This window comes from Endozoicomonas numazuensis (genome assembly GCF_000722635.1).
GTDB classification, from domain to species: domain Bacteria; phylum Pseudomonadota; class Gammaproteobacteria; order Pseudomonadales; family Endozoicomonadaceae; genus Endozoicomonas_A; species Endozoicomonas_A numazuensis.
In genome coordinates this window covers 59,283-85,808 of record NZ_JOKH01000008.1, presented here as the reverse complement: position 1 = coordinate 85,808, position 26,526 = coordinate 59,283, and the positions used below count along the sequence as shown (strand labels likewise).

The window sequence follows — 26,526 nt, the reverse complement described above, 5'->3', positions numbered from 1 at the left end:
GGCTGAGCTTGTCGAAGCCCAATGCTATAACCCTTCGACAGGCTTAGGGCGAACGGAGTCCGGGTGAAAATCGGGAAGTTATTTTGGGGCAAATCCTTAATAGCCGGAAGATAATTCCGGCTATTAAGTGGCTTGAAATAACTTCCCGATTAAAACATGAACTCCGTTCACCCTGAGCCTGTCGAAGGGTGGTGGCTCTGGGCTTCGACAGGCTCAGCCCGAACGGGGGGTGGTCAAATAAGGAAGTTATTTACGGACTATTCCTAAGTCACTCTCCCCTAACATTTAGAAGCCCCCCCCTTTCGTAAAGCTGCTTCCCTATTTTTCTAAGGAAGGAGTGAACGGTATGGAATAAAACGCTTAGCTACTCTATACCCATTGGATTTCAAGATGCTACCAGGCGACAAGTGAGCGAACCCCTGTGAGCCTACAAGTAGTAGGTGATCAGGGTGAGCGAACGCTGGCAACAACGTAGCATCTTGAAAGGCGATGGGTATAGGAATACTGATTCATGTACAAGAAATGAGTAGTTCCGCTGACAGCTCTCTGTTTATTACAGACATAAAAAAACCGGACACAAGATCCGGTTTTTATTCTGAAAGAGTAAAACTTACTCTTCAGTAGCTTCCGCATCAGCAACTGGACGATCCAGCAGTTCAACGATAGCCATAGGCGCATTATCACCCTTACGGAATCCGCACTTCAGGATACGGATGTAACCGCCTGGACGCTCTTTGAAGCGAGGACCCAGATCGGAGAACAGCTTACCAACAGTCGCTTTGTTACGGAGACGATCAAACGCCAGACGACGGTTAGCTACGCTATCTTCCTTAGCCAGGGTGATCAGCGGTTCAGCAACACGGCGCAGCTCTTTAGCCTTAGGCAGTGTTGTTTTAATTACTTCATGCTCTACCAGGGAAGCAGTCATGTTCTTAAACATCGCCTTGCGATGAGAACTGTTCCGGTTGAGCTTGCGGCCACTCTTACGATGACGCATGGCACAAACTTCCTCATTCTACCATTTGCCTTACACTCACTCTTTTGGAGTGAGTGAAAAAGCTAATGGCTGCTTTAAGCAGAAATCTTGTCGTCGCCCTTCAGGCTGGCCGGTGGCCAGTTGTCGAGACGCATACCTAAGCTCAGACCACGGGAGGCCAGAACATCCTTGATTTCAGTCAAGGACTTCTTACCCAGGTTCGGGGTCTTGAGCAATTCAACCTCAGTTCTCTGGATCAGGTCACCAATGTAGTAGATGTTTTCTGCTTTCAAGCAGTTAGCACTACGTACAGTCAGTTCGAGATCATCCACAGGGCGCAGCAGGATCGGATCAACTTCATCCTCTTCCTTAACTGGCTCTGGCTCTGCCTCACCTTCCAGGTCCACAAATACAGCCAGCTGTTGCTGCAGAATTGTTGCAGCACGGCGAATGGCTTCATCAGGATCCAGAGTACCGTCGGTTTCCAGATCAAGAACCAGCTTATCCAGGTCGGTACGCTGCTCAACACGAGCACTTTCAACGACATAGGAGACGCGGTAAACAGGGCTATAGGTGGCATCCAGTTGCAGACGGCCAATAGCACGGGTCTCTTCTTCATCCTGATGACGGCTGTCAGCAGACTCATAACCACGGCCACGAGCTATTCTCAGCTTCATGTTCAGGTCGCCTTTCTCATTGAGATTAGCGATCACATGATCCGGGTTAACGATTTCAACATCGTGGTCCAGCTGGATATCCGCAGCAGTCACAGGGCCAGAACCTTTTTTGGTCAGACTCAGTGTTGCTTCGTCACGGCCAGCCATGCGAATAGCAAGACCTTTGAGGTTCAGCAGGATGTCAATAACATCTTCCTGAACACCTTCAATCGCACTGTATTCATGCTGTACGCCATCGATCTCTACTTCCGTCACGGCACAGCCGGGCATGGAAGAAAGAAGGATACGACGCAAAGCATTGCCCAAGGTATGTCCAAAACCACGCTCAAGCGGTTCCAGAGTTACCTTAGCGCGCGTCAGGCTAATTTCCTCGACATCAATGTGTCTTGGAGTTAGAAATTCAGTAACCGAATTCTGCATGGATGTTACACCCCACCTAACTGTCTATCCCTTACTTGGAGTACAGCTCGACGATCAAGTTTTCGTTGATGTCTGCTGACAGGTCACTCCGCTCGGGCAGCACCTTGAAGGTACCTTCCTTCTTGCCGGCATCAACTTCAACCCAGGTAGAGAACCCACGCTGAGCTGCCAGCTCCAGTGCTGCATTGATACGCAGCTGGTTTTGCGCCTTTTCGCGAATAGCGACAACATCGCCTGGCTGAACCTGATAGGAAGGAATGTTTACAGTCTTTCCATTCACCAGGATGGCCTTGTGGCTTACCAGCTGACGTGCTTCGGCACGGGTGGAACCGAATCCCATGCGGTAAACTACATTATCAAGGCGAGCTTCAAGCAGTTGCAAGAGGTTTGAACCTGTTGCACCTTTCTTGCGATCAGCTGCTTTGTAGTAGTTACGGAACTGCTTCTCCAGTACGCCGTAGATACGACGAACTTTCTGCTTTTCACGAAGCTGTACACCGTAGTCGGATAAGCGACCACGACGTTGTCCGTGTTGACCTGGAGGAATTTCTGCTTTGCACTTTGACTCGAGTGGACGCACACCGCTCTTCAGAAAGAGATCGGTGCCTTCACGACGAGACAGTTTGCACTTAGGACCAATGTATCTAGCCATTTATACCGACTCCTGCTTATACACGACGCTTTTTAGGCGGACGACAACCGTTGTGGGGGATCGGGGTAACATCAGTGATGTTAGTGATCTTATAACCACAAGCGTTCAGTGCGCGTACAGCGGATTCGCGGCCAGGACCAGGTCCTTTCACGCAGACATCCAGATTCTTCAGACCGTATTCAGCGGCAGCTTGACCTGCACGCTCGGCAGCAACCTGTGCTGCAAACGGCGTGCTCTTACGAGAACCACGAAAACCGGAACCGCCGGCTGTGGCCCAGGCCAGAGCGTTGCCCTGACGATCGGTAATGGTCACGATAGTGTTGTTAAAAGAAGCGTGGATGTGAGCTACACCGTCAACAACCTGCTTTTTAACCTTCTTACGTGAACGAGTACCTGGCTTTGCCATATCAGAATAAATCCTGTTTCATAAGAACGGTATAACCATTCTTAATTGATACTTACTTACGAATAGGCTTGCGAGGACCCTTACGGGTGCGAGCATTCGTCTTGGAACGCTGACCACGAACCGGCAGACTGCGACGGTGGCGAATACCACGGTAGCAACCCAGATCCATGAGGCGCTTAATGTTCATGCTGATTTCACGACGCAGATCACCTTCAACGTCCAGCTTGGCGATTTCGCCACGCAGAGACTCCAGTTGCTCTTCGCTCAGATCAGCGATCTTGGCTTCTGGCTTAACGCCAGTGGTATTGCACAGCTGCTTAGCTGTGGTCTTACCGATGCCGAATATGTAGGTCAACGAGATAACAGCATGTTTGTTATCCGGGATGTTGACGCCAGCAATACGGGCCATTCAATCGTCTCCGTTTGTTTCTCCGTGAGTTCATCCAGGTCCAGCAGGACAAGGACATTTCGGGTTCACGGTTATTTTCGCCTGTAGACTTCTTCAACCAACCTTTCAGTGGGTCTTGCGATGCTTAATCACTTCGCTATCTATAGACAGATAACATTGAGTCGTACCAGCACCTGAAGATGCTGTAGAGAATACTTTCAGGCATTCTCATCTGACTCATTATTAGATGCTTACACAACTAACAGGTCGAAAGGCGGAAATTTTAATCCCACCAACGACAAAATACAATCGCTCATGATACTCATGAGCGGTTGTATTTGTCTGTAGCCTTATGAGGTCAGACCTAAACAGCCCGGAAAAATCCGAAAGACCCCATAACACAATCAGCCTTGACGCTGCTTGTGACGTGGCTCAACGCAGATCACACGAACAGTGCCTTTGCGCTTGATAATCTTGCAGTTACGGCAGATTTTCTTAACCGATGCACGTACTTTCATTATTCACTCCACAATCGTTGCAGAACCGGTGTTAGCGGATCAGGCCACCACCACCGTAGCCCTTAAGATTGGATTTCTTCAGCAGTGACTCGTACTGATGTGACATCAGGTGAGATTGCACCTGAGACATGGTATCCATGACGACCACTACCACGATCAACAGACTGGTACCGCCTAGGTAGAAAGGCACATTGGCCGACACTACCAGGAACTGAGGCAACAGACATACCGCTGTCATATAGAGAGCGCCAAACATGGTCAGACGAGTCAGGACACCATCAATATATCGAGCTGACTGTTCACCAGGACGAATACCCGGGATGAAAGCTCCTGACTTCTTCAAGTTGTCTGCAACGTCCTTCGGATTGAAGACCAGTGCAGTGTAGAAGAAGCAGAAAAAGATGATCCCTGCCGAGAACAGAACTATGTTCAGCGGCTGGCCCGGGCCTAGTGCCAGTGCAATATCCTGAAGCCACTCCCAACCTTCACCCTGACCAAACCATTGAGCAATGGATGCAGGGAACAGCAGAAGACTGGATGCAAAGATAGCAGGAATTACACCCGCCATATTCACTTTCAGTGGAAGATGGCTGCTCTGTGCCGCAAACACTTTACGCCCTTGCTGACGTTTGGCGTAATTGACAGTTATACGGCGTTGACCACGTTCAATGAACACAACGAACGCGATAATTGCGATTGCCAACAAGGCAATTGCGAGCAATGCCAGGATATTAATGTCACCCTGACGGGCGGACTCGAAAGACCGCCCAATCGCACTAGGTAAACCAGCGACAATACCTGCAAAAATCAAGATAGAGATGCCGTTACCAATCCCGCGTTCAGTCACCTGCTCACCCAGCCACATCATAAAGACGGCACCGGTTACGAAGGTCACAACAGCGACTACATAGAAGCTGATATCAGGATTGAATGCGACGCCCTGGTTGGCCAGACCTACGGTCATGCCCATGCCTTGGACGAACGCCAGCAACACCGTCAGGTAACGCGTATACTGACTGATCTTACGTCGACCCGACTCACCTTCCTTTTTCAGCTGTTCCAACTGCGGACTAACCACGGTCATCAACTGAATGATGATGGACGCCGAAATGTAAGGCATGATCCCAAGCGCCAGTACAGACATACGCTCCAATGCACCACCGGAGAACATGTTAAACAGGCCAAGAATAGTCCCTTCATTTTGTTGAAACATCCGGGCCAGGGCATCAGGGTTGATGCCGGGCACAGGAATATGAGCACCGATCCGATATACCAGGATCGCCAGAAATACGAATTTGAGGCGAGAAATTAACTCGCCCAACCCGCTTTGATTCCCAACAGGTAGTGTCTTAGCCATTTAGTCCTCGATCTTACCACCAGCAGCTTCGATCGCGGCGCGAGCGCCCTTGGTAGCTGCCACACCTTTCAGTGTTACGGCCTTGTTCAGTTCGCCGGACAGTACCACTTTCGCACGCAGGATGCTACCGTTGATCAGGTCTGCAGCCTTAAGAGCTGCCAGATCGATCACATCGGACTCAACCTTGGCCAGTTCATGCAGACGAATTTCTGCAGAGAAACGCGCCTTGCGAGAACTAAAGCCGTACTTTGGCAGACGACGCTGCAAAGGCTGTTGACCGCCTTCGAAACCTGGTCTTACAGAACCACCGGAACGGGACTTCTGACCTTTATGACCACGACCACCAGTCTTACCCAGACCAGAGCCGATACCACGGCCAACACGCTTGCGCTCTTTACGACTGCCTTCAGCAGGACTCAGAGTATTCAGACGCATTTTATTCTCCTTCGACCTTAACGAGGTAAGATACCTTGTTGATCATGCCGCGAACGGAAGGAGTGTCTTCCACTTCAACCGTATGGTTGATGCGACGCAGACCCAGGCCACGGACGCAAGCCTTGTGGCTTTCGAGGCGACCGTTAGTGCTCTTTACGAGCTTCACTTTGATCTTCTTCTCAGCCATGACTTACCCCAGGATATCCTCAACAGACTTGCCACGCTTGGCAGCAATGTCTTCAGGAGAACGCATGTCGCGCAGGCCCTTGAACGTTGCGTTAACAACGTTCACAGGGTTGGTGGAACCGTAGCATTTGGCCAGTACGTTATGTACACCCGCTACTTCCAGAACGGCACGCATTGCACCACCGGCAATTACACCAGTACCCGCAGAAGCAGGCTGCATGTATACCTTGGAAGCTCCGTGACGGGCTTTCACAGGGTACTGCAGGGTGTCACCGTTCAGGTCTACCTGAATCATGTTGCGACGGGCAGCTTCCATAGCCTTCTGGATGGCAACTGGCACTTCACGCGCCTTGCCACGACCGAAGCCTACTTTACCTTTACCATCACCAACAACGGTCAGGGCTGTGAAACCGAAGATACGACCACCTTTCACCACTTTGGCTACACGGTTAACCTGTACCAGCTTTTCAATCAGACCTTCGTCATTGTTTTGCGGTTTACGCTCATCTTTCGCCATGATGCCTACCCTCAGAATTCCAGACCGGCTTCACGGGCTGCATCGGCGAGAGCCTTAACACGACCGTGATACTTGTAACCGGAGCGGTCGAAAGCGACCTTGGCAACACCCGCTGCTTTTGCGCGCTCAGCAATCAGAGCACCCACTTTTTTAGCAGCATCAACGTTACCGGTAGCTTCGCCACGCAGCTCCTTCTCGACGGTGGAGGCAGAGGCCAGCACCTTGTCACCCTCAGGGGCAACCACCTGCGCATAAATATGACGCGGTGTGCGATGAACGCTTAGACGGTTCGCGCCCAGTTCACGCATCTTCATCCGTGCACGGCGGGCACGGCGCAGGCGAGCAGAATTTTTATCAATCATGATCACCCTACCTTACTTTTTCTTGGCTTCTTTACGACGAACATGTTCGTCAGCGTAGCGGACACCCTTGCCTTTATATGGCTCTGGGCGACGGAATTCACGGATTTCCGCTGCAACCTGTCCAACCAACTGCTTATCGATACCCTTAATCAGGATCTCAGTCTGGCTGGGGGTTTCCGCAGTTACACCTTCCGGCAGACTGTAGTCAACCGGATGAGAGAAACCGAGGTTCAGATTCAGGCTCTTGCCCTTAGCCTGCGCACGATAACCTACACCAACCAGCTTCAGTTTCTTTTCGAAACCAGCGGTCACACCAGTAACCATGTTGTTTACCAGCGCACGTGTAGTACCGGCCAGTGCACGAGAGTGCTTGGCGCCGTCACGGGCTTCGAAAGTCAGGACATTTTCTTCCTGCTTTACTTCAACATTAGAGTGAATGCTCAGCTCCAGTTGACCTTTGCCGCCCTTGACAGCAATGTGCTGACCATCAAGCTTGATCTCTACACCAGCAGGGATTGCTACAGGGCTTTTTGCTACTCGAGACATCTCACCCCTCCCTTAAAATACGGTGCAAAGAATTTCGCCACCAACACCGGCTGCGCGAGCAGCACGATCGGTCATTACACCTTTGTTGGTAGAAACGATGGCAATACCAAGGCCGCCTTTAACTTTAGGCAGACCTTCTTTACCGGCATAAGTACGAAGACCTGGGCGGCTAGAGCGCTTCAGGTTTTCAATAACTGGCTTGCCTTCATAGTATTTCAGGTCGATGATCAGAGTTTTCTGAATTTCGCCTTCAACACGTGCATCAGTAATATAACCTTCTTCCTTCAGTACTTTGGCTACAGCAGCCTTTACTTTGGAAGAGGGCATTTCGACAGATGCATGTTCTGCCATTTGGGCATTACGGATACGAGTTAGCATATCTGCTAACGGGTCCTGCATACTCATTATCTATCTCTCCAGAAGATCAATCGCGCTTACCAGCTGGCTTTAACCAGACCCGGAACGTCACCACGCATAGCTGCTTCACGCAACTTGATGCGGCTCAGGCCGAATTTACGCAGGTAGCCGTGAGGGCGACCTGTTACACGACAGCGGTTACGCAGACGAGATGAGCTAGCATCACGTGGCTGCTTCTGCAGTGCAACCTGAGCTTCCCACTGCTCGTCTTCAGAGCTGTTTGGGTTGCTGATGATCGCCTTCAGCGCAGCGCGCTTCTCTGCAAACTTGGCAACGGTGCGCTGACGCTTCAACTCCCGCTGCTTCATGGATACTTTTGCCATGGGCTCGTACCTTAATCAGTTACGGAATGGGAAGTTGAAGGCTTTCAGCAAAGCACGGCCTTCGTCGTCAGTCTTGGCTGTAGTAGTCAGGGTAATATCCAGACCACGCAGAGCGTCGACTTTATCGTAATCGATTTCCGGGAAGATAATCTGCTCTTTGACACCCATGCTGTAGTTGCCACGGCCGTCGAATGACTTCGGGCTGATACCACGGAAGTCACGGACACGAGGCAGAGCGATATCAACCAGACGTTCCAGGAATTCGTACATACGTTCGTCACGCAGGGTCACTTTAACACCGATTGGCCAGCCTTCACGAACCTTGAAGCCTGCAACGGATTTACGTGCCTTGGTAACTACTGCTTTCTGACCGGCAATTTTTTCCATGTCAGCAACAGCGCTTTCGATGACTTTCTTGTCACCAATCGCTTCACCTACACCCATATTCAGAGTGATCTTGGTGATGCGAGGAACTTCGTGAACATTACTCACACCCAGCTCTTCTTTGAGCTTAGGCAGGATTTCTTCACGATATTGAGTCTTGAAGTTTGCCATTATGCCACCCCTTACGCGTCAACCGGCTTACCGCTAGACTTGAACACGCGTTGCTTTTTGCCATCTTCGGAGATAGCAATGCCAACACGATCAGCCTTGTCGGTTTCTGTGTTCAGGACTGCAACGTTGGAAGCCTGAATAGGCGCTTCTTTTTCAACGATGCCACCAGGGGCGCCCAACATTGGGTTAGGCTTTTGATGTTTCTTGATCATATTGATCCCGGAAACAATCAACTTGCCATCGGCACGAACGGTTTGCACTTTGCCGCGCTTACCTTTGTCCTTGCCTGCAATGACGATAACTTCGTCGTCACGACGGATCTTTTTCATTTCCTGCTCCCTTACAGTACTTCTGGTGCCAGGGAAATGATCTTCATAAATTGCTCACCGCGCAATTCACGAGTCACTGGCCCAAAGATACGGGTACCGATTGGCTGATTGCTAGCGTTCAGCAGAACAGCAGCATTGCCATCGAAGCGGATTACGGAACCGTCTGGACGACGAACACCTTTTCTAGTACGCACTACAACTGCGTTCATCACCTGGCCTTTTTTGACCTTACCGCGAGGAATTGCTTCCTTAACGGTAACTTTAATGATGTCGCCAATGTGGGCGTAGCGGCGATGGGATCCACCCAACACCTTGATACACTGTACTCGACGAGCGCCGGAGTTATCGGCTACTTCGAGTTGAGATTCTGTCTGGATCATGCTTATTCTCCAAGCCCAAACTGCAGACGAGTACCCGTCGATCAAAGTAAGAGCGACCGACCCAAAGACCGGTCATTCGCTGCCAGTGCCTTTCAGCAGTGACACTACTCAGACCCCAGGCACCGTGGCCTTATATTTGAGTAGCACGCTCATCAATGGAAACCAGTTCAAATGTCTTGGACTTAGACAAAGGACGTGTTTCCTTGATTGTAACAATGTCACCCATACGGCAGTCATTGTTTTCGTCGTGAGCGTGCAACTTGGTGGACCGCTTAACGATCTTACCGTAGAGCGGATGTTTAACACGGCGCTCAATAAGAACGGTGACGGTCTTGTCCATCTTGTCACTCACAACCTTACCGGTCAGAGTACGGACTTTCTTGTCTTCAGCCATCGTTAAATACCTGCCTTCTCATTCAACGCCGTCTTAATACGGGCGATGTCGCGTCTGGTCTGCTTCAGCAAATGAGTTTGACTCAGCTGACCAGTCGCTTTCTGCATACGGAAATTAAATTGATCCCGCAGCAGTGTGACCAGCTCTTCGTTGAGCTGTTCAACAGTTTTTTCACGCAATTCAGCAGCTTTCATCACATCACGCTCCGCTTAACGAAGGCAGTTTCCACAGGAAGCTTGGCTGCGGCCAGGGCAAATGCCTCGCGAGCCAGTTCCTCGGACACACCTTCCATTTCGTACAGGACACGACCCGGCTGGATCTGTGCTACCCAGTACTCAACACTACCCTTACCTTTACCCATACGAACCTCGAGAGGTTTCTTGGAGATCGGCTTGTCAGGGAAGACGCGAATCCAGATTTTACCACCACGCTTGATGTGACGAGTCATGGCACGACGTGCTGCTTCAATCTGGCGAGCAGTTATACGTCCACGACCCGTTGCTTTCAATGCGTATTCACCGAAGCTAACAGTGGAGCCGCGGTGTGCCAAGCCGCGATTGCGACCTTTTTGTTGCTTACGAAATTTCGTACGCTTTGGCTGTAACATTACCGCGCTCCTTACTTCTTAGCCTGTCTCTTCTTAGGACGTTTGGCTGGCTCTTTGGGCTCTTCAGGAACCACTCCACCAATCACTTCGCCTTTGAAGATCCATACTTTAACACCCAGGATACCGTAGGTAGTCAGGGCTTCATAAGCTGCGTAATCAATGTCTGCACGCAGAGTGTGCAGAGGTACGCGTCCCTCACGATACCATTCGGTACGAGCAATTTCAGCGCCGCCAAGACGACCACCGATTTGCACCTTGATGCCCTTGGCGCCGAGACGCATAGCATTCTGTACAGAACGCTTCATGGCACGACGGAACATCACACGACGCTCCAGCTGACCAGCGATGGACTGTGCAACCAGCATTGCGTCAAGTTCAGGCTTACGAACTTCTTCAATGTTGATATGAACAGGTACGCCCATCATCTTGGTTACAGCCTGGCGCAGCTTTTCAACGTCTTCGCCTTTTTTACCAATCACGATACCAGGACGGGCAGTGTGAATGGTAACGCGAGCGCTTTGAGCAGGACGCTGGATGTCGATGCGGCTTACAGAAGCATTTTTCAGCTTCTTCTGCAGGAAATCACGAACTTCCAGGTCTGTAATCAGCTTGTCAGCGTATTCCTGACCTTCAGCAAACCATACAGATCTGTGGGGCTTTACGATGCCCAGTCGGATCCCATTTGGATGAACTTTCTGACCCATGTGATCGCTCCTTAGACCTCTGCAACCTTAACCGTGATATGGCAAGACCGCTTCAGTATGCGATCGGCACGGCCCTTGGCACGTGGACGAATGCGCTTCATGGTCATACCTTCGTCAACGAAGATAGTAGTGACTTTCAGCTCATCGATGTCCATGCCTTCGTTGTGCTCTGCATTAGCAATCGCAGATTCCAACACCTTCTTGACCAGCTCTGCAGCCTTTTTAGGACTGAATGCCAGTAGTTCGAGGGCGTCGCCAACGGCTTTGCCTCGAATCTGGTCAGCAACCAGGCGCGCTTTCTGGGCAGAAATGCGAGCGCCTTTATGTATAGCAGCTACTTCTTTCATTTCTTACCCTCTTAGCGCTTCTTGGCCTTCTTGTCTGCAGCGTGACCGCGATAGGTGCGGGTAGCAGCAAACTCACCCAGCTTATGGCCTACCATGTCTTCGCTAACGAAAACAGGCACATGCTGGCGACCGTTATGAACGGCGATGGTCAGACCTACCATGTTTGGCAGGATCATTGAGCGGCGTGACCAGGTCTTGATCGGACGCTTGTTGCCGCTTTCAGCCGCATCTTCGACTTTCTTCAACAGGTGAAGGTCGATAAATGGGCCTTTCTTCAAAGAACGTGGCACTGTCGTATCCTCTCTCTAGGCTTACTTCGCGCTGCGACGACGTACGATCATTTTATCCGTACGCTTGTTGGAACGAGTCTTACGACCCTTAGTCGGAACACCCCATGGTGTCACTGGGTGACGACCACCGGAAGTACGACCTTCACCACCACCGTGTGGGTGATCAACCGGGTTCATGGCAACACCACGAACGGTTGGACGCACGCCTCTCCAACGCTTGGCACCCGCCTTACCCAGAGAGCGCAAGTTGTGCTCGCTGTTAGAGGCTTCACCCAGAGTTGCACGACAGTCAGCCAGAACTTTACGCATTTCACCGGAACGCAGACGCAAGGTTACGTATGCACCATCACGCGCTACGACCTGAGCGGAAGTACCAGCACTGCGCATCATCTGCGCACCTTTACCTGGCTTGAGCTCAACACAATGAACTACAGAACCCTGCGGAATGTTACGCAGAGGCAGTGTGTTGCCTGGTTTGATAGGAGCATCAACACCAGAGTACAGCTCGTCACCAGCTTTCACACCCTTAGGTGCGATAATGTAACGACGCTCACCATCCATGTACTTCAGCAGAGCAATGTGAGCGGTACGGTTTGGATCGTACTCCAGACGCTCAACGACAGCTGGAATGCCATCCTTGTTACGACGGAAGTCGACCAGACGGTAGTGCTGCTTGTGACCACCACCACGATGACGAGTAGTGATACGACCAGCGTTGTTACGACCACCAGTCTTGCTCTTCTTTTCCACCAGAGGCGCGTGAGGGCGACCCTTGTGGAGGTCAGGGTTTACAACCTTGACTACAAAGCGACGACCCGGAGAAGTCGGCTTGCACTTAATAACGGCCATCCTGTAACTCCTTATTCCGCGTCGGCAAAGTCAATCTCTTGACCTTGCGCCAGACTCACGTACGCTTTTTTCCAGTCTGAGCGCTTGCCCATTCCGAAACGAGTACGTTTGGTCTTACCTTTAACAACCGCTGTACGAACAGCATCAACACTGACTTCGAACAGTTGCTCTACCGCTTTTTTAATTTCAAGCTTGGTTGCGTCCTTGGCTACCTTGAAGACGTACTGGCCATGCTCTTCAGCAACCACTGTCGCCTTCTCGGAAATGTGCGGACCAAGCAGAACTTTGTATATACGTTCCTGGTTCATCCCAGCATCTCCTCGAATTTCTTGATGGCTGCAACAGTCATCACGACTTTCTCATGAGCGATCAGGCTGACAGGGTCAACGCCTTGTACGTCACGTGTATCCACATGGGGAATGTTGCGAGTAGCCAGATACAGGTTCTGATCAACTTCATCAGAAACAATCAGACCTTTCTCTACATTCAACTCTTTCAGCTTGGCTACCATCAGCTTGGTCTTTGGAGTGTCGACAGCCAGGCTCTCAACAACAACCAAACGCTCCTGGCGAACCAGTTCAGACAAGATAGAACGCAGCGCACCGCGATACATCTTCTTGTTCAGCTTTTGAGCATGATCCTGTGGTTTAGCAGCAAAAGATTTGCCACCCCCGCGCCACAGTGGGCTACGGATTGTACCGGCACGAGCACGGCCAGTACCTTTTTGACGCCAGGGCTTGCGTCCACCGCCGCTTACTTCGCTGCGGGTTTTCTGAGCACGGGTGCCTTGACGAGCACCGGCCATGAAAGCAACTACAGTCTGGTGAACCAGGCTTTCGTTGAATTCAGTACCGAAGGTCACGTCAGAGACTTGAACCGTACCAGCACCTGTTACATTCAATTCCATCGTCTAATCCCCTCAGGCGCGCGCTTTAACCGCAGCTTTAACGATAACGTCAGCACCAGTAGCACCAGGCACTGCACCCTTTACCAGCAGCAGGTTACGTTCAGCGTCAACGCGAACGATTTCCAGGGACTGAACAGTCACTTTCTCAGCACCCATATGTCCAGCCATCTTCTTACCTTTGAAGACACGACCTGGGGTCTGACACTGACCGATGGAACCAGGAGCACGGTGAGACAGAGAGTTACCGTGTGTAGCGTCTTGCATATGGAAATTCCAACGCTTTACGCCACCCTGGAAGCCCTTACCTTTGGACTGACCAGTTACGTCTACTTTCTGACCTTGCTCGAACAGGTCTACTCCGATCAACTGACCCAGCTCGAAAGAAGCAGAATCGTCAACACGGAATTCCCAAAGACCACGACCAGCCTCTACCTTTGCTTTCGCAAAGTGGCCAGCTTCTGGCTTACGAACACGGCTGCTTTTTTTAGCACCTGTAGTCACCTGAACTGCGCTGTAACCGTCTTGCTCCTGGCTCTTAACCTGGGTAATACGGTTAGGATCAACCTCAATTACAGTAACTGGTACTGAAGCACCGTCTTCTGTGAAGATACGGGTCATACCGCACTTCTTACCGACTAATCCAATAGTCATTTCAACCTCTCTCGTGTACGGGGCTTTCACCCACTATGGCCGCTCATTCCAGAGCGTTACACAAAAGTATTGTGCACACTGAATGGCCGCCCGCGCCGCTATTAACCGAGACTGATTTGCACTTCAACGCCGGCTGCCAGGTCCAGCTTCATCAGTGCGTCAACGGTTTTTTCGGTGGGCTCGATAATGTCGAGAAGACGCTTATGAGTACGGATCTCATACTGATCACGTGCATCTTTATTCACGTGAGGAGAGATCAGAACTGTAAAACGTTCTTTTCGGGTTGGCAGAGGGATTGGACCACGAACCTGAGCACCAGTACGCTTCGCAGTATCTACGATTTCTTGCGTGGACTGATCAATCAGGCGATGATCAAAAGCCTTTAAACGAATGCGAATCTGCTGAGCTTGACTCATCTTGTTGTAACCATATATCAATAAAGAACTAAGTCCGGTGAACATTGCCACCTAGACAAAAGGACGCGGAATTCTACTAAGCACAAAACTTAAAGTCAACACAAGTGCCAGATGAAAAACCACACCGCCACTTGCTTCAGCCACCGCACGCATAATAAAGGCAGCATGATAGCGCAATAAGATGAGTAATGAGATAAGGAAAACTGCTGAGGAGAGTAGAGCAGGCCGCCAACCCACCTTCTAAAATCACACTAAAAAATGGGCGGCAGCACCATAGTATTCTTGTACGATAGAACCAATTTAAAACAAAATATTATTAACTCTGTTTTTTTATCAAACGATTCAGGGCTCCAATGGAGTGCAAGTGCGCATAACTCCACGCCAACCATCCAGCTTCAAACCACTCTGAAACTGCAGACTTAGGAATATCGTTTAACTTTTTTTCATCAATTACATACAAGCCATCCAACTTTAACGGCTTGTCACCACCCACCATCACCTTGAGATTAAACGGCGCAAACAAATCAAACTCTTTACACTGATCACAATAACGTCGGGTTTCTTTGTACTGCTGTTCAAAACTACTCAGAAACTGAATAATGTTTTGAAGCACTTGCGTCCCCTCACCCTCTCCATCAAAAAGCAGATCACCTTCTTCAGATTTTAGTTGCACCGCCTTCTGATCAAAACAAACTGTTCCATCATCTGTCAGGGCAAATGGATACCTTCTGATAAAAGCTGGCACATAACTATCACCCCAACCACCCTCTTCATCCAGTTGACGATGACCACCATCCATCAACGACAACATAACCAACGGAAAATACCCCTCCTCCCCATCTTTACCAAAGAGCACAGGCATATCCCGACTGGCTTCGAAGAATTCAATACCCGCAAGCGGCACTGAATTTACCTCCTTGGTAAACGAGTAATCAGGAGAAGCGGAAAATCGAAGGGTTTTGTGTATCTCACGATTAAGAAGAGTAGGCTCGCTATAAAACAACAATTCAGCCATAACAAAAAATCCAGTGATTCTTATCGGGTTACTGCGCCAAACGGCCCAGCCATTCTTTCATAATCACTAACTGACTGCAAACCTCCAAAAAGTCATTTACCCTTCTCAATCTCTTCCAGCCGTTTTTGAGTCTCTGGCGACAGGGTAATATGCAGGTTCTCCATAAACGACTGGATCAGTTTTTCTGCCTCGGCTTCGACGTTGTTGGCATCGTTGACGAGGTAGCCTTGGCCACCACTAGGCATAAAATAGAAGGTCAACAGGTGGTCGTCTGAGATCGGTGTACTATAAAAGTCTTCCCAGCCTTGTTTTTCACAGCTTCTGAAAAAATAGAAAGGCAAATCATTAAAGATAACTGTTTTAATTCCTTCTAGTGTGCCTGGCTTTCGCCGACCGGGAGATATTTTATTGGTCAACTGACAACCCGCAAGAATCCACGTCAGACAATCATTCCTAGACAACATAGATTGGATGCTCCAGTTATGAGGGTGCCGACGCTCTATATACATATAGATACTACACCCACCTTCATAAGCTTTACCCCACAGCAGATGACTGGAAAATGACCAAGAGTTTTTGAAGATATCTTTAGACATCCCCCTCCCATTATGCCATTCCTTATAATCCTCCTTGTAAAGATCCACCTTTTCAGGCCAGAATCGATTAGAGACTATCGCAGTCTGGCGCGGGCTTTTAAAACGAACAACAGCTCCCGAAATATTTAAAGTACGCCAGGGAGCCCGTCTGAAATTGGGCATACCCACCAGTCTTTTTCTTGAGGCAAACAACCGTTTTAGCCACAACATCCCTACTACCTCAATTAATATCGGTTGGTTTTAATGCCCAGCAGAGCCTGGAAACTTTTGCCATCGCCACCGTAGGTTTTTTCTATATGGCTGTTAAAACGGGCTGGGCTTTTAAAGGGGTGCATGTGGGGGTTAAGGTTGGCATCGTTTCGCAAGTTGCCTGCTACATTGCGCAGAGAACGCAACTTGTGGGCCATTGTATAAAGACCGTAGGCGGCGGCCCCCACACTGGCAGGAAGCAAGGCTTCAGGGTGGGTGGAACCTGTCATCAACCCATAGGTCAGAAAACCGGGCGTGGTCGAGCCAATGAGACCATTCAGAGCTTTAAGCCGGTCGTCCCTGACCTGATGCTTTAACTCACCGGCTCGGTCCTGAAAATCGTCACCCAGAGACTCCACGGCCTGATGCAGTCGCCCCCGAATATCCAGACGATTCCGTACCGAGTTCCAGTCATGGCTATTGACCTTCACCACATCGTCATGGAACTGGAACCCCATCCGCTTCATGCGCGCGATCTTCGGTGCCAGGAATGAACGGGACAATCCGGCGATCAAAATCGTGTGCTGATCCATCTTTTGCCCTTCCAGCAAATCCAGGGCACGATCAAACAACCAGATACCGTCGCCATGAATCAACCACTCTACCGGCTGCTGGCGCTTTTGAGCCTTCAACAGTCCTTGCGCTAACCACTGACTGGCGACATGAATATTGACCCGTTTCTGGGCCGGGGTTCTGAACCTTGACCCATTATAGAGCAGGGATTCCGGTTGGAAGAAAAAATCAAAACCTCGAGCATCAACAGGCCCATAGGCCAGTGCCAGCATTTCCGGCATCAAACTTTTAGCCGCTTCTTCAAAGTTTTGAGACAAACCATTGATAGTGGCTTTTTGAGTAAAAATTGCATTTGAAGACTTACCAGAAGCATCCCACTCACCTCCATCTCGCCGCACATGATAAAACCCCAGCTCCTTTCCACCCGCAAAATCCGCCAGATCAATATCGGTAATGCGAATACCGCCGTAAGGATCATCGGGTGATGACTGGTGAATTTCATAGGCCACCACCACGTGACCAATAACATCCATATGTTTGTGGGCTTTGACATTGCTGCTGTAACTGTTGACCCCACCGCCCCGCGACTTGAGCTGTTTGATGCCATGAATCACCAGCAAGCCTTTGCTGTCATTAGTCACCAATGCTGAGAATTTATGAGTGAGACGAGCATCGATCAAGATGCGCTTGCCACAACGGCCATCTGCATCCTGATCAAAGAGTAGAAAACCACCTTCATACAATTGCGACTGAATATTATATCGATTCAATGCTTGGCTGACACCCATGATAATTCCCTTTACTTCACTGCTTTACTTTTTTGACGTTCGGTGAATCTATCGAAATAGCATTGACGTTTAAAGGAATTCAGTCAGCAACACCAATGCATCCTCCCCGCTCAAAACAACCATATCCCTGCAATTGCTCCTGCATTGCCGGGATACATTACATCCCTCTAAATAAAAAAACCCCAAGCCGCAAAGCTCAGGGTTTTTGGGGTTCGACTTATAAATTATCGCGTCAGCGAAAATTTATCACTCGATGATCTTAGCTACAACACCAGCACCTACAGTACGACCACCTTCACGAATAGCGAAGCGCAGACCGTCTTCCATCGCTACCGGGTTGATCAGAGTAGCTACGAAGTTGATGTTGTCACCTGGCATTACCATTTCAACACCTTCAGGCAGTTCTACAGCACCGGTCACGTCAGTGGTACGGAAGTAGAACTGTGGACGATAGCCCTTGAAGAATGGAGTGTGACGACCACCTTCGTCCTTGGACAGAATGTAAACTTCTGCTTCGAACTTGGTGTGAGGTGTTACAGTTCCTGGCTTAACCAGACACTGACCACGTTCAACGTCTTCACGCTTGGTACCACGCAGCAGCGCGCCAATGTTCTCACCTGCACGACCTTCGTCGAGCAGCTTACGGAACATTTCAACACCGGTAACAGTAGTCTTGGTAGTCTCTTTGATACCAATGATTTCTACTTCTTCACCAACGGTAACAATACCACGCTCAACACGGCCAGTTACAACGGTACCACGACCTGCGATGGAGAATACGTCCTCGATAGGCATCAGGAACGGCTGATCGATAGCACGCTCTGGCTGAGGAATGTACTCGTCCAGGGTTTCTACCAGCTTCTTAACAGCAGTAGTACCCATTTCGTTGTCGTCTTTACCTTCCAGAGCCATCAGTGCAGAACCGATGATGATTGGAGTGTCGTCGCCTGGGAACTCATACATGTCCAGAAGCTCACGAACTTCCATCTCAACCAGCTCCAGCAGCTCTTCGTCGTCTACCATGTCAGCTTTGTTCAGGAATACCACGATGTATGGTACACCAACCTGACGAGACAGCAGGATGTGCTCACGAGTCTGAGGCATGGGGCCATCAGCAGCGGAACATACCAGAATAGCGCCGTCCATCTGAGCAGCACCAGTGATCATGTTCTTAACGTAGTCAGCGTGACCTGGGCAATCTACGTGAGCGTAGTGACGGTTTGGAGAATCGTACTCTACGTGAGCAGTAGAGATGGTAATACCACGCTCACGCTCTTCAGGAGCATTATCGATCTGGGAGAAGTCTTTAGCTTCACCGCCCCAAACTTCAGCACATACACGAGTCAGCGCAGCAGTCAGAGTTGTTTTACCGTGGTCAACGTGACCAATGGTGCCGACGTTTACGTGCGGCTTCGAACGTTCAAATTTTTCCTTAGCCATTTCTCTAGACCTTTGATATCAATGGTTCGGGGGTAGTGATACTCGACGCAGCATTCTAACAGCCATTTCAGACCGTTAGAACACTGTCAGCGTATATTAACCCTGGTTTTTAATGACCGCTTCAGCAATGCTGGCGGGCGCTTCGGCATACTCTGCGAATTCCATAGAGTATGTAGCACGCCCCTGAGTTGCTGAACGCAGATCTGTGGCGTAGCCGAACATTTCACCCAGCGGCACCTGAGCATTAATTGTTTTGCCGGAAGGGGTATCTTCCATACCCTGAAGAACGCCACGACGACGACTCAGGTCACCCATAACGTCACCCATGTAGTCTTCAGGTGTTACCACCTCAACCTGCATCATAGGCTCCATCAACACAGGCTGAGCCTGAGGGGCATATTTCTTCAGACACTGAGAAGCAGCGATTTTAAACGCCATTTCATTAGAGTCAACATCGTGATATGAACCATCATACAAACGAGCCTTCAGACCCAGCAGAGGATAACCGGCGATAACACCGTTCTGCATCTGCTCTTCCAGACCTTTTTGTACAGCCGGGATATATTCACGAGGAATAGCACCACCCACGATCTCGTTGATAAATTCAAGACCCTCTTCACCCGCAGCAGCAGGAGAGAACTCGATAACAACGTGACCATATTGACCGCGACCACCAGACTGCTTGGCAAACTTGTGGTTAGCGTCAACGGTACCTTTCAGCTTCTCACGATAAGCAACCTGAGGCTTACCGATGTTAGCTTCAACGTTGAACTCGCGACGCATACGGTCAACCAGGATATCCAGATGCAGCTCACCCATACCGGAGATAATGGTCTGACCACTCTCTTCGTCGGTGTGAACGCGGAAAGAAGGATCTTCCTGAGCCAGCTTACCCAAAGCGATACCCATTTTTTCCTGGTCAGCCTTGGTTTTAGGCTCAACAGCAACAGAGATTACCGGCTCCGGAAACTCCATGCGCTCGAGGGTAATCACGTTATCCAGGGCACACAAAGTATCACCCGTGGTCACATCCTTCATGCCGATCAAGGCAACAATGTCACCCGCCAGGCACTCTTTGAGTTCTTCACGGTTATTGGAGTGCATCTGAACCATACGGCCGACACGCTCACGCTTACTCTTAACAGGGTTATAAACAGTATCACCAGAGTTCAGAGTACCGGAGTAGCTACGAACAAAGGTCAGAGTGCCTACAAATGGGTCGGTAGCGATTTTGAACGCCAGTGCAGAAAACGGAGCTTTGTCGTCAGCTTCACGGGTTTCAACAGTCTCTTTACCGTCGTCCAGAACACCTTCAATAGCCTTAACTTCTTTCGGAGAAGGCATATATTCGATGACAGCATCCAGAACAGCCTGAACACCCTTGTTCTTAAAGGCAGAACCACCAAATACAGGGATGATCTCGTTAGCCAGCGTACGCGTACGAATACCAACCTTGATCTCTTCCTCTGTCAGCTCACCCTCTTCAAGGTATTTATCCATGAGCTCTTCGGAGGCTTCAGCAGCAGCTTCAACCATATATTCATGCATTTCTGCACAAACATCAGCCATATCAGCAGGAATGTCTTCGTACTTGAAGGTCATACCCTGGTCAGCTTCGTTCCAGATGATCGCTTTCATCTTAACGAGATCAACAACACCCTTGAACTCGTCTTCTGCACCAATAGTCATTTGCATTGGCACAGCAGTCGCGTTCAGGCGCTCACGCAGCTGATCAACAACCATCTGGTAGTCAGCACCCGTACGGTCCATCTTGTTGACGAACACCATACGAGGTACTTCATACTTGTCAGCCTGACGCCATACGGTTTCAGTCTGAGGCTGTACGCCAGAAGAACCACACAGAACTACAACAGCTCCATCCAGTACTCGCAACGAACGCTCTACTTCGATAGTAAAGTCAACGTGCCCAGGCGTATCGATAATGTTGACACGATGGTCCTCAAACTGAGCATCCATTCCGCGCCAGAAACAGGTGGTAGCCGCAGAGGTGATAGTAATACCACGCTCCTGCTCCTGCTCCATCCAGTCCATGGTGGCTGCGCCATCATGAACTTCACCAATTTTGTGGCTCAGACCCGTGTAAAAAAGCACACGTTCTGTAGTCGTTGTCTTACCCGCGTCAACATGGGCACAGATACCAATATTGCGATAGCGGTCAATAGGGGTTTTACGGGCCACGACTCAATCCTCTGATACTTAGAAACGGTAGTGAGAGAACGCTTTGTTGGCTTCAGCCATGCGATGCACGTCTTCACGCTTCTTGACAGCAGCACCCTTGTTCTCAGCAGCATCCATCAACTCGCCAGCCAGGCGCAGATCCATGGATTTTTCACCACGCTTACGCGCAGCGTCTACCAACCAACGCATAGCCAAAGCTGTGCGACGGCTAGGACGAACTTCTACAGGCACCTGGTAGGTAGCACCACCAACACGGCGGGACTTAACTTCTACCATAGGAGCAATGGACTCCAGAGCTTTTTCAAACTGCTCCAAAGGATCCTTGCTGGTACGCTCCAGAACTTTGTCCAGTGCACCATAAACGATTTTCTCGGCAACAGATTTCTTACCGGAAACCATTACATGGTTGATGAATTTAGCCAGAGTTTTGTTATGAAACTTAGGATCTGGCAGTACTTCGCGCTTGGCGACTACGCGTCTTCTTGGCATTGATAAGCCCTCTATTCGGTCTTCAGGCAGCTCGGAAATAATTCCGACCTTACTCTTATCAACCTACTGTTGAATTCTTTCGGGAATAACACCCGCTTTTTCTGGCGACCTCAGGCCACCAGCTTGAGAAACCCTGTCCTGACAAAGAGTCGATCAGGACTTAGGCTTCTTGGTACCGTACTTGGAACGGCCCTGCTTACGGTCGTTAACACCCTGAGTATCCAGGCTACCGCGAACGGTGTGATAACGAACACCTGGCAAGTCTTTTACACGACCGCCACGGATCAGAACAACACTGTGTTCTTGCAGGTTGTGACCTTCACCACCGATGTAGGAAGTCACTTCAAAGCCGTTAGTCAAACGCACACGACATACTTTACGCAGCGCAGAGTTAGGCTTCTTAGGGGTAGTGGTGTATACACGGGTGCACACACCGCGACGCTGTGGGCAGGCCTGCAGCGCAGGAACGTCGGTCTTTTTGACCTTACGCTTACGAGGCTTGCGAACCAGCTGGTTAATTGTTGCCATTGGCGAACTCCAGTCGTTTCTAAGTAAATTAGAATCATCTGCGTCAGAGGAGTGCACAGACAATTCTTTGCTTCAACGGCAAAAGCCGGCGTAAAAACCGGCATCCACCTGCCCTTGCAAATACAGCTCGGGGCAATATAAAGCCGCGAAATTTTACGGAATGCAGGAAATGGCGTCAAGCCTGTGGATAACACAAATCGTATAAGGGAAGAGATCGTAGGATGGAAAAGCTGGACTTTTGTACAGTTCTTCATAGCAGTAATCGCATATTACTATGAAAATAAACGAAGTTACAGGGGCTGCAGCGACGCTTGAAAGAATTTTCGAAAGTTTGTAATCATATTATAAAGTTTCTTCATTATTGCATGTCACCCCAGATAGCCGAGTTATGCTAAAGTCCCGCGATACCCTAGATCACCATCAGGATTACCATGAAACGCGAATTGGCGATTGAATTCTCACGTGTGACTGAAGCGGCAGCTCTGGCTGGCTATAAGTGGCTTGGCAGGGGCGATAAGAATGCGGCTGATGGCGCAGCTGTTGAAGCTATGAGAGCCATGCTCAATAAAGTTGAGATGGACGGCGAGATAGTCATTGGTGAAGGCGAAATCGATGATGCCCCTATGCTCTATATCGGAGAAAAAGTGGGTAAAGGTCAGGGAGAGAGCGTTGATATAGCGGTTGACCCCATTGAAGGCACCCGTATGACCGCTATGGGTCAGAATAATGCTGTTGCAGTGCTGGCTGCAGGTGAAAAAGGTTCTTTCCTGAAAGCGCCCGATATGTATATGGAAAAGCTGGTCACAGGTCCTGGTGCAAAAAATGCCATTGACCTCAATCTAGGCCTGAAAGAAAACATACATAACGTTGCCAAGGCTCTGCATAAATCCATTGAAAGCCTGACGGTTATCACCCTGGCCAAACCGCGTCACGACAGCGCTATAGAAATGATGCAGAGAATGGGCGTCAAGGTGTTCGCGATTCCTGATGGAGACGTAGCGGCATCGATCCTCGCCTGCATGCCTGACAGCGAAGTAGACATGATGTACTGCATTGGCGGCGCGCCTGAAGGTGTTATTTCAGCAGCGGTTATCCGTGCTCTGGGAGGTGATATGCAGGGTCGCCTGCTCACACGCGATGAAGCCAAGGGCGATTCCCCGGAAAACAAGGCAGCGGGCGAAATTGAGCGCAGTCGCTGTAAAGAAATGGGTATTGAGCCAGGCACTCTGTTACGTCTGAATGACATGGCCAGCTCTGATAACGTAGTGTTCTCGGCCACCGGAATCACCAAAGGCGACCTGCTGGAAGGTATTTCCCGCAAGGGTAATATCGCTGAAACAGAAACTCTGGTGATTCGGGGCAAGTCCCGTACCATCCGTCGTATCAAGTCTATCCATTATCTGGACCGTAAAGACGACGATATCAAAGGCGTCATTCTTTAAGATTGCCTGCCTTTTCCTGAGCCATTATCTGCACGAGTGATGGCTCCCCCTCTCCCTCATTAATAGCTGTAGTCACTATGAGCTGTCACAAAATTAACGAACTGTTTGAGCTTCTTGGACCTGAATGGAATAAAGATGCCCATCTGAATCTGGTTGAAGTTCTTCAGAAACTGGCTGAAGAAGCGGGTCACAAAGGGGATCTGAGCTCCCTGACTGATGACACCCTGATTTATCACCTGAAAATGAAAGGCGAAAAGAGCGATGCCATGATTCCTGGCATAGAGAAAGATGCAGAGCCCGATTTCAAGGCCGCTTTGTTAAAGGCCCGGGGCATCAAGTAATCATTGCATCCCATACCTGTGGGAGGTAGCGTTTAAGTGTTGACTCAAAGGATTGTGATCATGGCCATCACGCTACTTCCACCTTTCTTGTATCTTACCTTCGCTCTGCTTTTTGGCTCAGCTAAAGCGGCTGAACCCGAATTCTGGTATCAGAAAGTCTGGTGCGAAGGTAACAATGGGAAAGTTGAAGAACGACTAAATGATGGAAGAAGAGTTGATTGCGTTACCGATAGCCATGCCATTGAAATGGATTTTGCGAATAAATGGCCAGAAGCTATAGGCCAGTCTCTTGATTATGCGATGCTGACGAAAAAACAGGCAGGTATTGTCTTAATTTTAAAAAAGTCATCTGATCAGGCGCATTGGGACCGCTTACAGCAAGTAGTTGACCACTACCAACTACCGGTTACCACCTGGAAGCTCGGGCCCTAAAGCAGAAGTTTTTTTCTTGGTCGATTGTTTCTTTTTCAGCGTAGTTTCATCGCCCGAAATAGTACTTTTCGACGAATGCTTTCTGGCTTTATCGCCTTCCATGAAAAATGTCTAATATTCTCAGTATAGGTTTATCTCAGTTTCCTTTATCTTTCCTGAAGACCATTAAGCAAGATGGCTTTCTGTTTATTCTCTTTTCTCATACCACACAAACGACAGTTCCATCCGAAAGCTGCCAAAGATTTTCTCAGCGGATTAAACCAACAGATCATTGTGAGCACACTATCTTCTCTGTGTTACCACCCATATTTACGAGTCTGAAATGAAAGCCTGGTTAAAGATCCACCCGAACGACAATGTACTGATAAGCCTGAAGTCTCTTAAAAAAGGCACTCTCATTACTGAAGGTAACGACAGACTGTCTCTGAAGCAGGATGTCCCAGCCTTTCACAAAGTGGCTTTAAGAGATCTTGCGCTAGATGCACAGGTCGTCAAATATGGCAGCACAATTGGAAAAACGACAGAAGTCATCACTGCAGGAGATTGGGTGCATTGTCACAATATCAGGACACACCTTAAGGATCAGGTATCCTACCAGTACTCACCTAAGCTGGCATCAAACAGTTCATTTGCTGGTAACACTGACAGAGCCGTAGAACTATACCGTCGTGGTAGTGGCACAGCAGGCATAAGAAACGAGCTATGGATTATCCCAACCGTAGGATGCGTAAACGGAATTGCCAGAACTCTGGTTGAGCAGTTTATGGCTATACATCCCTGCAACGATATCGATGGCGTTTATGCATTTTCACATCAATTTGGCTGCTCACAGCTGGGGGACGATCACCAAGATACCCGAAAGCTACTGCAAACCATGGCACAGCACCCCAATGCAGGCGGCGTTTTAATCATCGGGTTGGGCTGCGAAAACAATCAGATCAGCGAATTTCAGAAAGCTTTTGATCAGGCCAACCAGACTCGCATCCGATTTCTATCCAGCCAGGAATCCGAAGATGAAATAGAGGAGGGTCTGCAGCTTATACACGAGCTTTATGAGCATATGCGAAAAGACCGAAGAGTATCCGGCAAACTGTCCGAAATCCGTTTTGGGCTTGAGTGCGGTGGCAGTGACGGGCTTTCTGGTATCACTGCCAACCCTCTTCTGGGCATGCTCTCTGACAGGCTGACAACTCTAGGTGGCACAACTGTATTAACTGAAGTACCAGAAATGTTTGGAGCGGAAGAGCAACTGATGGCGAGAGCTGTCAATGAAACCGTCTTTCATCAGATTGTCGCCATGATCCATCAGTTCAAGCAATACTACCTGAGCCACAATCAGCCAATCTATGAAAACCCATCGCCTGGTAACAAACAGGGCGGTATCAGTACCCTTGAAGAGAAATCCATCGGCTGCACTCAGAAGTCCGGCTTAAGTCCGGTGACAGGTGTCGTTAAGTACGGAGAATCTATAGTCACAACGGGATTAAACCTTCTTCATGCACCTGGTAATGATGCAATAGCCACCAGCGCATTGGCTGCTGCAGGTTGTCAGATGGTTCTCTTTACCACTGGCAGAGGAACACCTTATGGTGGTTTTGTCCCTACTTTCAAGCTGGCTACGAACAGCGAACTGGCAAAAAAGAAAAAGCACTGGATCGACTTTGATGCCGGTCAGCTGATCTCTGAAGAAAAGTCTTTGGAAATAGTCTGTGATGAACTCATAGACCAGCTGGCCAGGGTAGTCAGTGGCCAGCCAACCCGAAACGAAGAACAGGGCTTTCGAGAGCTGGCCATCTGGAAGCATGGCGTAACACTTTAAGGATTTGTCTCGAAATAAATTCTCGAATAAAAATAGGCTCAGGGTGAACGGGGGTTGGTCAAATAA

Annotated in this window: 39 protein-coding genes; 4 read left to right on the top strand and 35 right to left on the bottom strand. The window is 49.6% G+C overall.

What is annotated here, in order from left to right; all coding sequences use genetic code 11:
• Nucleotides 1–610: 610 nt before the first annotated feature.
• The 35 genes from rplQ to rpsL form a co-directional block, all read right to left on the bottom strand.
• Entirely contained in the window at nt 611–997 is a 387-nt protein-coding gene (gene rplQ, locus GZ78_RS23525; protein WP_034841791.1) for a 50S ribosomal protein L17, read from the bottom strand.
• Nucleotides 998–1,071: 74 nt separating this feature from the next.
• Nucleotides 1,072–2,073, bottom strand: coding sequence for a DNA-directed RNA polymerase subunit alpha (locus GZ78_RS23520; protein ID WP_034841788.1), 1,002 nt, complete (start codon nt 2,071–2,073; stop codon nt 1,072–1,074).
• Between the two features lie 31 nt (nt 2,074–2,104).
• Nucleotides 2,105–2,725, bottom strand: a complete 621-nt coding sequence (gene rpsD, locus GZ78_RS23515; protein WP_034841786.1) for a 30S ribosomal protein S4 — start codon at nt 2,723–2,725, stop codon at nt 2,105–2,107.
• Between the two features lie 16 nt (nt 2,726–2,741).
• A complete protein-coding gene (gene rpsK / locus GZ78_RS23510; protein ID WP_034841784.1) occupies nt 2,742–3,131 on the bottom strand; it encodes a 30S ribosomal protein S11 in 390 nt (129 codons plus the stop codon).
• A 52-nt stretch (nt 3,132–3,183) separates the two neighbouring features.
• The gene (rpsM, locus tag GZ78_RS23505; RefSeq protein WP_034841782.1) at nt 3,184–3,540 is read right to left on the bottom strand and encodes a 30S ribosomal protein S13; all 357 of its coding nucleotides are present in this window, start codon (nt 3,538–3,540) and stop codon (nt 3,184–3,186) included.
• Nucleotides 3,541–3,923: 383 nt separating this feature from the next.
• Complete coding sequence (gene rpmJ / locus GZ78_RS28540; RefSeq protein WP_079253874.1) at nt 3,924–4,037, bottom strand: 50S ribosomal protein L36; 114 nt, start codon at nt 4,035–4,037, stop codon at nt 3,924–3,926.
• Nucleotides 4,038–4,068: 31 nt separating this feature from the next.
• Nucleotides 4,069–5,394 carry a preprotein translocase subunit SecY gene (gene secY / locus GZ78_RS23500; protein ID WP_034841780.1) on the bottom strand — a complete coding sequence of 442 codons (1,326 nt, stop codon included), beginning with the start codon at nt 5,392–5,394 and terminating at the stop codon, nt 4,069–4,071.
• Nucleotides 5,395–5,829: a 50S ribosomal protein L15 gene (gene rplO, locus GZ78_RS23495; protein WP_034841777.1), complete on the bottom strand. Its 435-nt coding sequence runs from the start codon at nt 5,827–5,829 to the stop codon at nt 5,395–5,397.
• Between the two features lies 1 nt (nt 5,830).
• The gene (gene rpmD / locus GZ78_RS23490; RefSeq protein ID WP_034841775.1) at nt 5,831–6,016 is read right to left on the bottom strand and encodes a 50S ribosomal protein L30; all 186 of its coding nucleotides are present in this window, start codon (nt 6,014–6,016) and stop codon (nt 5,831–5,833) included.
• A 3-nt stretch (nt 6,017–6,019) separates the two neighbouring features.
• Nucleotides 6,020–6,532, bottom strand: coding sequence for a 30S ribosomal protein S5 (gene rpsE, locus GZ78_RS23485; RefSeq protein WP_034841773.1), 513 nt, complete (start codon nt 6,530–6,532; stop codon nt 6,020–6,022).
• A gap of 11 nt (nt 6,533–6,543) precedes the next feature.
• Nucleotides 6,544–6,894: a 50S ribosomal protein L18 gene (gene rplR / locus GZ78_RS23480; protein WP_034841770.1), complete on the bottom strand. Its 351-nt coding sequence runs from the start codon at nt 6,892–6,894 to the stop codon at nt 6,544–6,546.
• Nucleotides 6,895–6,906: 12 nt separating this feature from the next.
• A complete protein-coding gene (gene rplF / locus GZ78_RS23475; RefSeq protein WP_034841768.1) occupies nt 6,907–7,440 on the bottom strand; it encodes a 50S ribosomal protein L6 in 534 nt (177 codons plus the stop codon).
• A 12-nt stretch (nt 7,441–7,452) separates the two neighbouring features.
• Nucleotides 7,453–7,845, bottom strand: a complete 393-nt coding sequence (rpsH, locus tag GZ78_RS23470; protein ID WP_034841765.1) for a 30S ribosomal protein S8 — start codon at nt 7,843–7,845, stop codon at nt 7,453–7,455.
• Between the two features lie 29 nt (nt 7,846–7,874).
• Nucleotides 7,875–8,180 carry a 30S ribosomal protein S14 gene (rpsN, locus tag GZ78_RS23465; protein WP_034841763.1) on the bottom strand — a complete coding sequence of 102 codons (306 nt, stop codon included), beginning with the start codon at nt 8,178–8,180 and terminating at the stop codon, nt 7,875–7,877.
• 15 nt (nt 8,181–8,195) lie between these two features.
• Nucleotides 8,196–8,735, bottom strand: a complete 540-nt coding sequence (rplE, locus tag GZ78_RS23460) for a 50S ribosomal protein L5 (RefSeq protein ID WP_034841760.1) — start codon at nt 8,733–8,735, stop codon at nt 8,196–8,198.
• An 11-nt stretch (nt 8,736–8,746) separates the two neighbouring features.
• The gene (rplX, locus tag GZ78_RS23455) at nt 8,747–9,064 is read right to left on the bottom strand and encodes a 50S ribosomal protein L24 (protein ID WP_034841758.1); all 318 of its coding nucleotides are present in this window, start codon (nt 9,062–9,064) and stop codon (nt 8,747–8,749) included.
• Between the two features lie 11 nt (nt 9,065–9,075).
• Nucleotides 9,076–9,444, bottom strand: a complete 369-nt coding sequence (rplN, locus tag GZ78_RS23450; protein WP_034841755.1) for a 50S ribosomal protein L14 — start codon at nt 9,442–9,444, stop codon at nt 9,076–9,078.
• A gap of 130 nt (nt 9,445–9,574) precedes the next feature.
• Complete coding sequence (gene rpsQ / locus GZ78_RS23445; protein WP_034841753.1) at nt 9,575–9,838, bottom strand: 30S ribosomal protein S17; 264 nt, start codon at nt 9,836–9,838, stop codon at nt 9,575–9,577.
• 2 nt (nt 9,839–9,840) lie between these two features.
• Entirely contained in the window at nt 9,841–10,032 is a 192-nt protein-coding gene (gene rpmC, locus GZ78_RS23440; protein WP_034841751.1) for a 50S ribosomal protein L29, read from the bottom strand.
• Nucleotides 10,032–10,445 carry a 50S ribosomal protein L16 gene (rplP, locus tag GZ78_RS23435; protein ID WP_034841748.1) on the bottom strand — a complete coding sequence of 138 codons (414 nt, stop codon included), beginning with the start codon at nt 10,443–10,445 and terminating at the stop codon, nt 10,032–10,034. Before rplP ends, rpmC begins: the two co-directional genes overlap by 1 nt.
• Before the next feature lie 11 nt (nt 10,446–10,456).
• The gene (gene rpsC / locus GZ78_RS23430; RefSeq protein WP_034841746.1) at nt 10,457–11,149 is read right to left on the bottom strand and encodes a 30S ribosomal protein S3; all 693 of its coding nucleotides are present in this window, start codon (nt 11,147–11,149) and stop codon (nt 10,457–10,459) included.
• Between the two features lie 11 nt (nt 11,150–11,160).
• Entirely contained in the window at nt 11,161–11,496 is a 336-nt protein-coding gene (rplV, locus tag GZ78_RS23425) for a 50S ribosomal protein L22 (RefSeq protein WP_034841743.1), read from the bottom strand.
• 11 nt (nt 11,497–11,507) lie between these two features.
• Nucleotides 11,508–11,786 carry a 30S ribosomal protein S19 gene (rpsS, locus tag GZ78_RS23420; protein WP_034841742.1) on the bottom strand — a complete coding sequence of 93 codons (279 nt, stop codon included), beginning with the start codon at nt 11,784–11,786 and terminating at the stop codon, nt 11,508–11,510.
• A gap of 21 nt (nt 11,787–11,807) precedes the next feature.
• A complete protein-coding gene (gene rplB, locus GZ78_RS23415; RefSeq protein WP_034841739.1) occupies nt 11,808–12,635 on the bottom strand; it encodes a 50S ribosomal protein L2 in 828 nt (275 codons plus the stop codon).
• A gap of 11 nt (nt 12,636–12,646) precedes the next feature.
• On the bottom strand, nt 12,647–12,943 hold the full coding sequence (gene rplW, locus GZ78_RS23410; RefSeq protein ID WP_034841736.1) for a 50S ribosomal protein L23: 297 nt from the start codon (nt 12,941–12,943) through the stop codon (nt 12,647–12,649).
• Entirely contained in the window at nt 12,940–13,542 is a 603-nt protein-coding gene (rplD, locus tag GZ78_RS23405; protein ID WP_034841733.1) for a 50S ribosomal protein L4, read from the bottom strand. Before rplD ends, rplW begins: the two co-directional genes overlap by 4 nt.
• Before the next feature lie 12 nt (nt 13,543–13,554).
• Nucleotides 13,555–14,193, bottom strand: coding sequence for a 50S ribosomal protein L3 (rplC, locus tag GZ78_RS23400; RefSeq protein WP_034842097.1), 639 nt, complete (start codon nt 14,191–14,193; stop codon nt 13,555–13,557).
• Nucleotides 14,194–14,294: 101 nt separating this feature from the next.
• Nucleotides 14,295–14,609 carry a 30S ribosomal protein S10 gene (gene rpsJ / locus GZ78_RS23395; protein WP_034841731.1) on the bottom strand — a complete coding sequence of 105 codons (315 nt, stop codon included), beginning with the start codon at nt 14,607–14,609 and terminating at the stop codon, nt 14,295–14,297.
• Between the two features lie 316 nt (nt 14,610–14,925).
• A complete protein-coding gene (locus GZ78_RS23390; RefSeq protein WP_034841729.1) occupies nt 14,926–15,624 on the bottom strand; it encodes a SapC family protein in 699 nt (232 codons plus the stop codon).
• Between the two features lie 92 nt (nt 15,625–15,716).
• Entirely contained in the window at nt 15,717–16,430 is a 714-nt protein-coding gene (locus tag GZ78_RS23385; RefSeq protein WP_034841727.1) for a hypothetical protein, read from the bottom strand.
• A 14-nt stretch (nt 16,431–16,444) separates the two neighbouring features.
• Nucleotides 16,445–17,770 (bottom strand): hypothetical protein, encoded by a 1,326-nt coding sequence (locus GZ78_RS23380; protein ID WP_034841725.1) that lies wholly within the window; start codon nt 17,768–17,770, stop codon nt 16,445–16,447.
• A 246-nt stretch (nt 17,771–18,016) separates the two neighbouring features.
• Nucleotides 18,017–19,210 (bottom strand): elongation factor Tu, encoded by a 1,194-nt coding sequence (gene tuf, locus GZ78_RS23375; protein WP_034841723.1) that lies wholly within the window; start codon nt 19,208–19,210, stop codon nt 18,017–18,019.
• A gap of 96 nt (nt 19,211–19,306) precedes the next feature.
• On the bottom strand, nt 19,307–21,409 hold the full coding sequence (gene fusA, locus GZ78_RS23370; RefSeq protein ID WP_034841720.1) for an elongation factor G: 2,103 nt from the start codon (nt 21,407–21,409) through the stop codon (nt 19,307–19,309).
• A gap of 18 nt (nt 21,410–21,427) precedes the next feature.
• Complete coding sequence (rpsG, locus tag GZ78_RS23365) at nt 21,428–21,898, bottom strand: 30S ribosomal protein S7 (protein WP_034841718.1); 471 nt, start codon at nt 21,896–21,898, stop codon at nt 21,428–21,430.
• 153 nt (nt 21,899–22,051) lie between these two features.
• On the bottom strand, nt 22,052–22,426 hold the full coding sequence (gene rpsL, locus GZ78_RS23360; protein ID WP_034841716.1) for a 30S ribosomal protein S12: 375 nt from the start codon (nt 22,424–22,426) through the stop codon (nt 22,052–22,054).
• A 431-nt stretch (nt 22,427–22,857) separates the two neighbouring features.
• Between rpsL and glpX the strand changes: the two genes are divergently transcribed.
• The 4 genes from glpX (at nt 22,858) to GZ78_RS23335 (ending at nt 26,460) form a co-directional block, all read left to right on the top strand.
• On the top strand, nt 22,858–23,868 hold the full coding sequence (gene glpX, locus GZ78_RS23355) for a class II fructose-bisphosphatase (protein WP_034841713.1): 1,011 nt from the start codon (nt 22,858–22,860) through the stop codon (nt 23,866–23,868).
• Between the two features lie 77 nt (nt 23,869–23,945).
• Nucleotides 23,946–24,209 (top strand): YihD family protein, encoded by a 264-nt coding sequence (locus tag GZ78_RS23350; RefSeq protein WP_034841710.1) that lies wholly within the window; start codon nt 23,946–23,948, stop codon nt 24,207–24,209.
• A 60-nt stretch (nt 24,210–24,269) separates the two neighbouring features.
• Entirely contained in the window at nt 24,270–24,641 is a 372-nt protein-coding gene (locus tag GZ78_RS23345) for a hypothetical protein (protein ID WP_051786489.1), read from the top strand.
• A 322-nt stretch (nt 24,642–24,963) separates the two neighbouring features.
• The gene (locus tag GZ78_RS23335) at nt 24,964–26,460 is read left to right on the top strand and encodes a UxaA family hydrolase (protein WP_034841705.1); all 1,497 of its coding nucleotides are present in this window, start codon (nt 24,964–24,966) and stop codon (nt 26,458–26,460) included.
• Nucleotides 26,461–26,526: the final 66 nt, after the last annotated feature.

Coding starts and splice junctions, on each gene's coding strand:
- rplQ (WP_034841791.1), bottom strand. CDS start 997: ATGCGTCATCGTAAGAGTGGCCGCAAGCTCAACCGGAACAGTTCTCAT.
- GZ78_RS23520 (WP_034841788.1), bottom strand. CDS start 2,073: ATGCAGAATTCGGTTACTGAATTTCTAACTCCAAGACACATTGATGTC.
- rpsD (WP_034841786.1), bottom strand. CDS start 2,725: ATGGCTAGATACATTGGTCCTAAGTGCAAACTGTCTCGTCGTGAAGGC.
- rpsK (WP_034841784.1), bottom strand. CDS start 3,131: ATGGCAAAGCCAGGTACTCGTTCACGTAAGAAGGTTAAAAAGCAGGTT.
- rpsM (WP_034841782.1), bottom strand. CDS start 3,540: ATGGCCCGTATTGCTGGCGTCAACATCCCGGATAACAAACATGCTGTT.
- rpmJ (WP_079253874.1), bottom strand. CDS start 4,037: ATGAAAGTACGTGCATCGGTTAAGAAAATCTGCCGTAACTGCAAGATT.
- secY (WP_034841780.1), bottom strand. CDS start 5,394: ATGGCTAAGACACTACCTGTTGGGAATCAAAGCGGGTTGGGCGAGTTA.
- rplO (WP_034841777.1), bottom strand. CDS start 5,829: ATGCGTCTGAATACTCTGAGTCCTGCTGAAGGCAGTCGTAAAGAGCGC.
- rpmD (WP_034841775.1), bottom strand. CDS start 6,016: ATGGCTGAGAAGAAGATCAAAGTGAAGCTCGTAAAGAGCACTAACGGT.
- rpsE (WP_034841773.1), bottom strand. CDS start 6,532: ATGGCGAAAGATGAGCGTAAACCGCAAAACAATGACGAAGGTCTGATT.
- rplR (WP_034841770.1), bottom strand. CDS start 6,894: ATGATTGATAAAAATTCTGCTCGCCTGCGCCGTGCCCGCCGTGCACGG.
- rplF (WP_034841768.1), bottom strand. CDS start 7,440: ATGTCTCGAGTAGCAAAAAGCCCTGTAGCAATCCCTGCTGGTGTAGAG.
- rpsH (WP_034841765.1), bottom strand. CDS start 7,845: ATGAGTATGCAGGACCCGTTAGCAGATATGCTAACTCGTATCCGTAAT.
- rpsN (WP_034841763.1), bottom strand. CDS start 8,180: ATGGCAAAAGTATCCATGAAGCAGCGGGAGTTGAAGCGTCAGCGCACC.
- rplE (WP_034841760.1), bottom strand. CDS start 8,735: ATGGCAAACTTCAAGACTCAATATCGTGAAGAAATCCTGCCTAAGCTC.
- rplX (WP_034841758.1), bottom strand. CDS start 9,064: ATGAAAAAGATCCGTCGTGACGACGAAGTTATCGTCATTGCAGGCAAG.
- rplN (WP_034841755.1), bottom strand. CDS start 9,444: ATGATCCAGACAGAATCTCAACTCGAAGTAGCCGATAACTCCGGCGCT.
- rpsQ (WP_034841753.1), bottom strand. CDS start 9,838: ATGGCTGAAGACAAGAAAGTCCGTACTCTGACCGGTAAGGTTGTGAGT.
- rpmC (WP_034841751.1), bottom strand. CDS start 10,032: ATGAAAGCTGCTGAATTGCGTGAAAAAACTGTTGAACAGCTCAACGAA.
- rplP (WP_034841748.1), bottom strand. CDS start 10,445: ATGTTACAGCCAAAGCGTACGAAATTTCGTAAGCAACAAAAAGGTCGC.
- rpsC (WP_034841746.1), bottom strand. CDS start 11,149: ATGGGTCAGAAAGTTCATCCAAATGGGATCCGACTGGGCATCGTAAAG.
- rplV (WP_034841743.1), bottom strand. CDS start 11,496: ATGAAAGAAGTAGCTGCTATACATAAAGGCGCTCGCATTTCTGCCCAG.
- rplB (WP_034841739.1), bottom strand. CDS start 12,635: ATGGCCGTTATTAAGTGCAAGCCGACTTCTCCGGGTCGTCGCTTTGTA.
- rplW (WP_034841736.1), bottom strand. CDS start 12,943: ATGAACCAGGAACGTATATACAAAGTTCTGCTTGGTCCGCACATTTCC.
- rplD (WP_034841733.1), bottom strand. CDS start 13,542: ATGGAATTGAATGTAACAGGTGCTGGTACGGTTCAAGTCTCTGACGTG.
- rplC (WP_034842097.1), bottom strand. CDS start 14,193: ATGACTATTGGATTAGTCGGTAAGAAGTGCGGTATGACCCGTATCTTC.
- rpsJ (WP_034841731.1), bottom strand. CDS start 14,609: ATGAGTCAAGCTCAGCAGATTCGCATTCGTTTAAAGGCTTTTGATCAT.
- GZ78_RS23390 (WP_034841729.1), bottom strand. CDS start 15,624: ATGGCTGAATTGTTGTTTTATAGCGAGCCTACTCTTCTTAATCGTGAG.
- GZ78_RS23385 (WP_034841727.1), bottom strand. CDS start 16,430: ATGTTGTGGCTAAAACGGTTGTTTGCCTCAAGAAAAAGACTGGTGGGT.
- GZ78_RS23380 (WP_034841725.1), bottom strand. CDS start 17,770: ATGGGTGTCAGCCAAGCATTGAATCGATATAATATTCAGTCGCAATTG.
- tuf (WP_034841723.1), bottom strand. CDS start 19,210: ATGGCTAAGGAAAAATTTGAACGTTCGAAGCCGCACGTAAACGTCGGC.
- rpsG (WP_034841718.1), bottom strand. CDS start 21,898: ATGCCAAGAAGACGCGTAGTCGCCAAGCGCGAAGTACTGCCAGATCCT.
- rpsL (WP_034841716.1), bottom strand. CDS start 22,426: ATGGCAACAATTAACCAGCTGGTTCGCAAGCCTCGTAAGCGTAAGGTC.
- glpX (WP_034841713.1), top strand. CDS start 22,858: ATGAAACGCGAATTGGCGATTGAATTCTCACGTGTGACTGAAGCGGCA.
- GZ78_RS23350 (WP_034841710.1), top strand. CDS start 23,946: ATGAGCTGTCACAAAATTAACGAACTGTTTGAGCTTCTTGGACCTGAA.
- GZ78_RS23345 (WP_051786489.1), top strand. CDS start 24,270: ATGGCCATCACGCTACTTCCACCTTTCTTGTATCTTACCTTCGCTCTG.
- GZ78_RS23335 (WP_034841705.1), top strand. CDS start 24,964: ATGAAAGCCTGGTTAAAGATCCACCCGAACGACAATGTACTGATAAGC.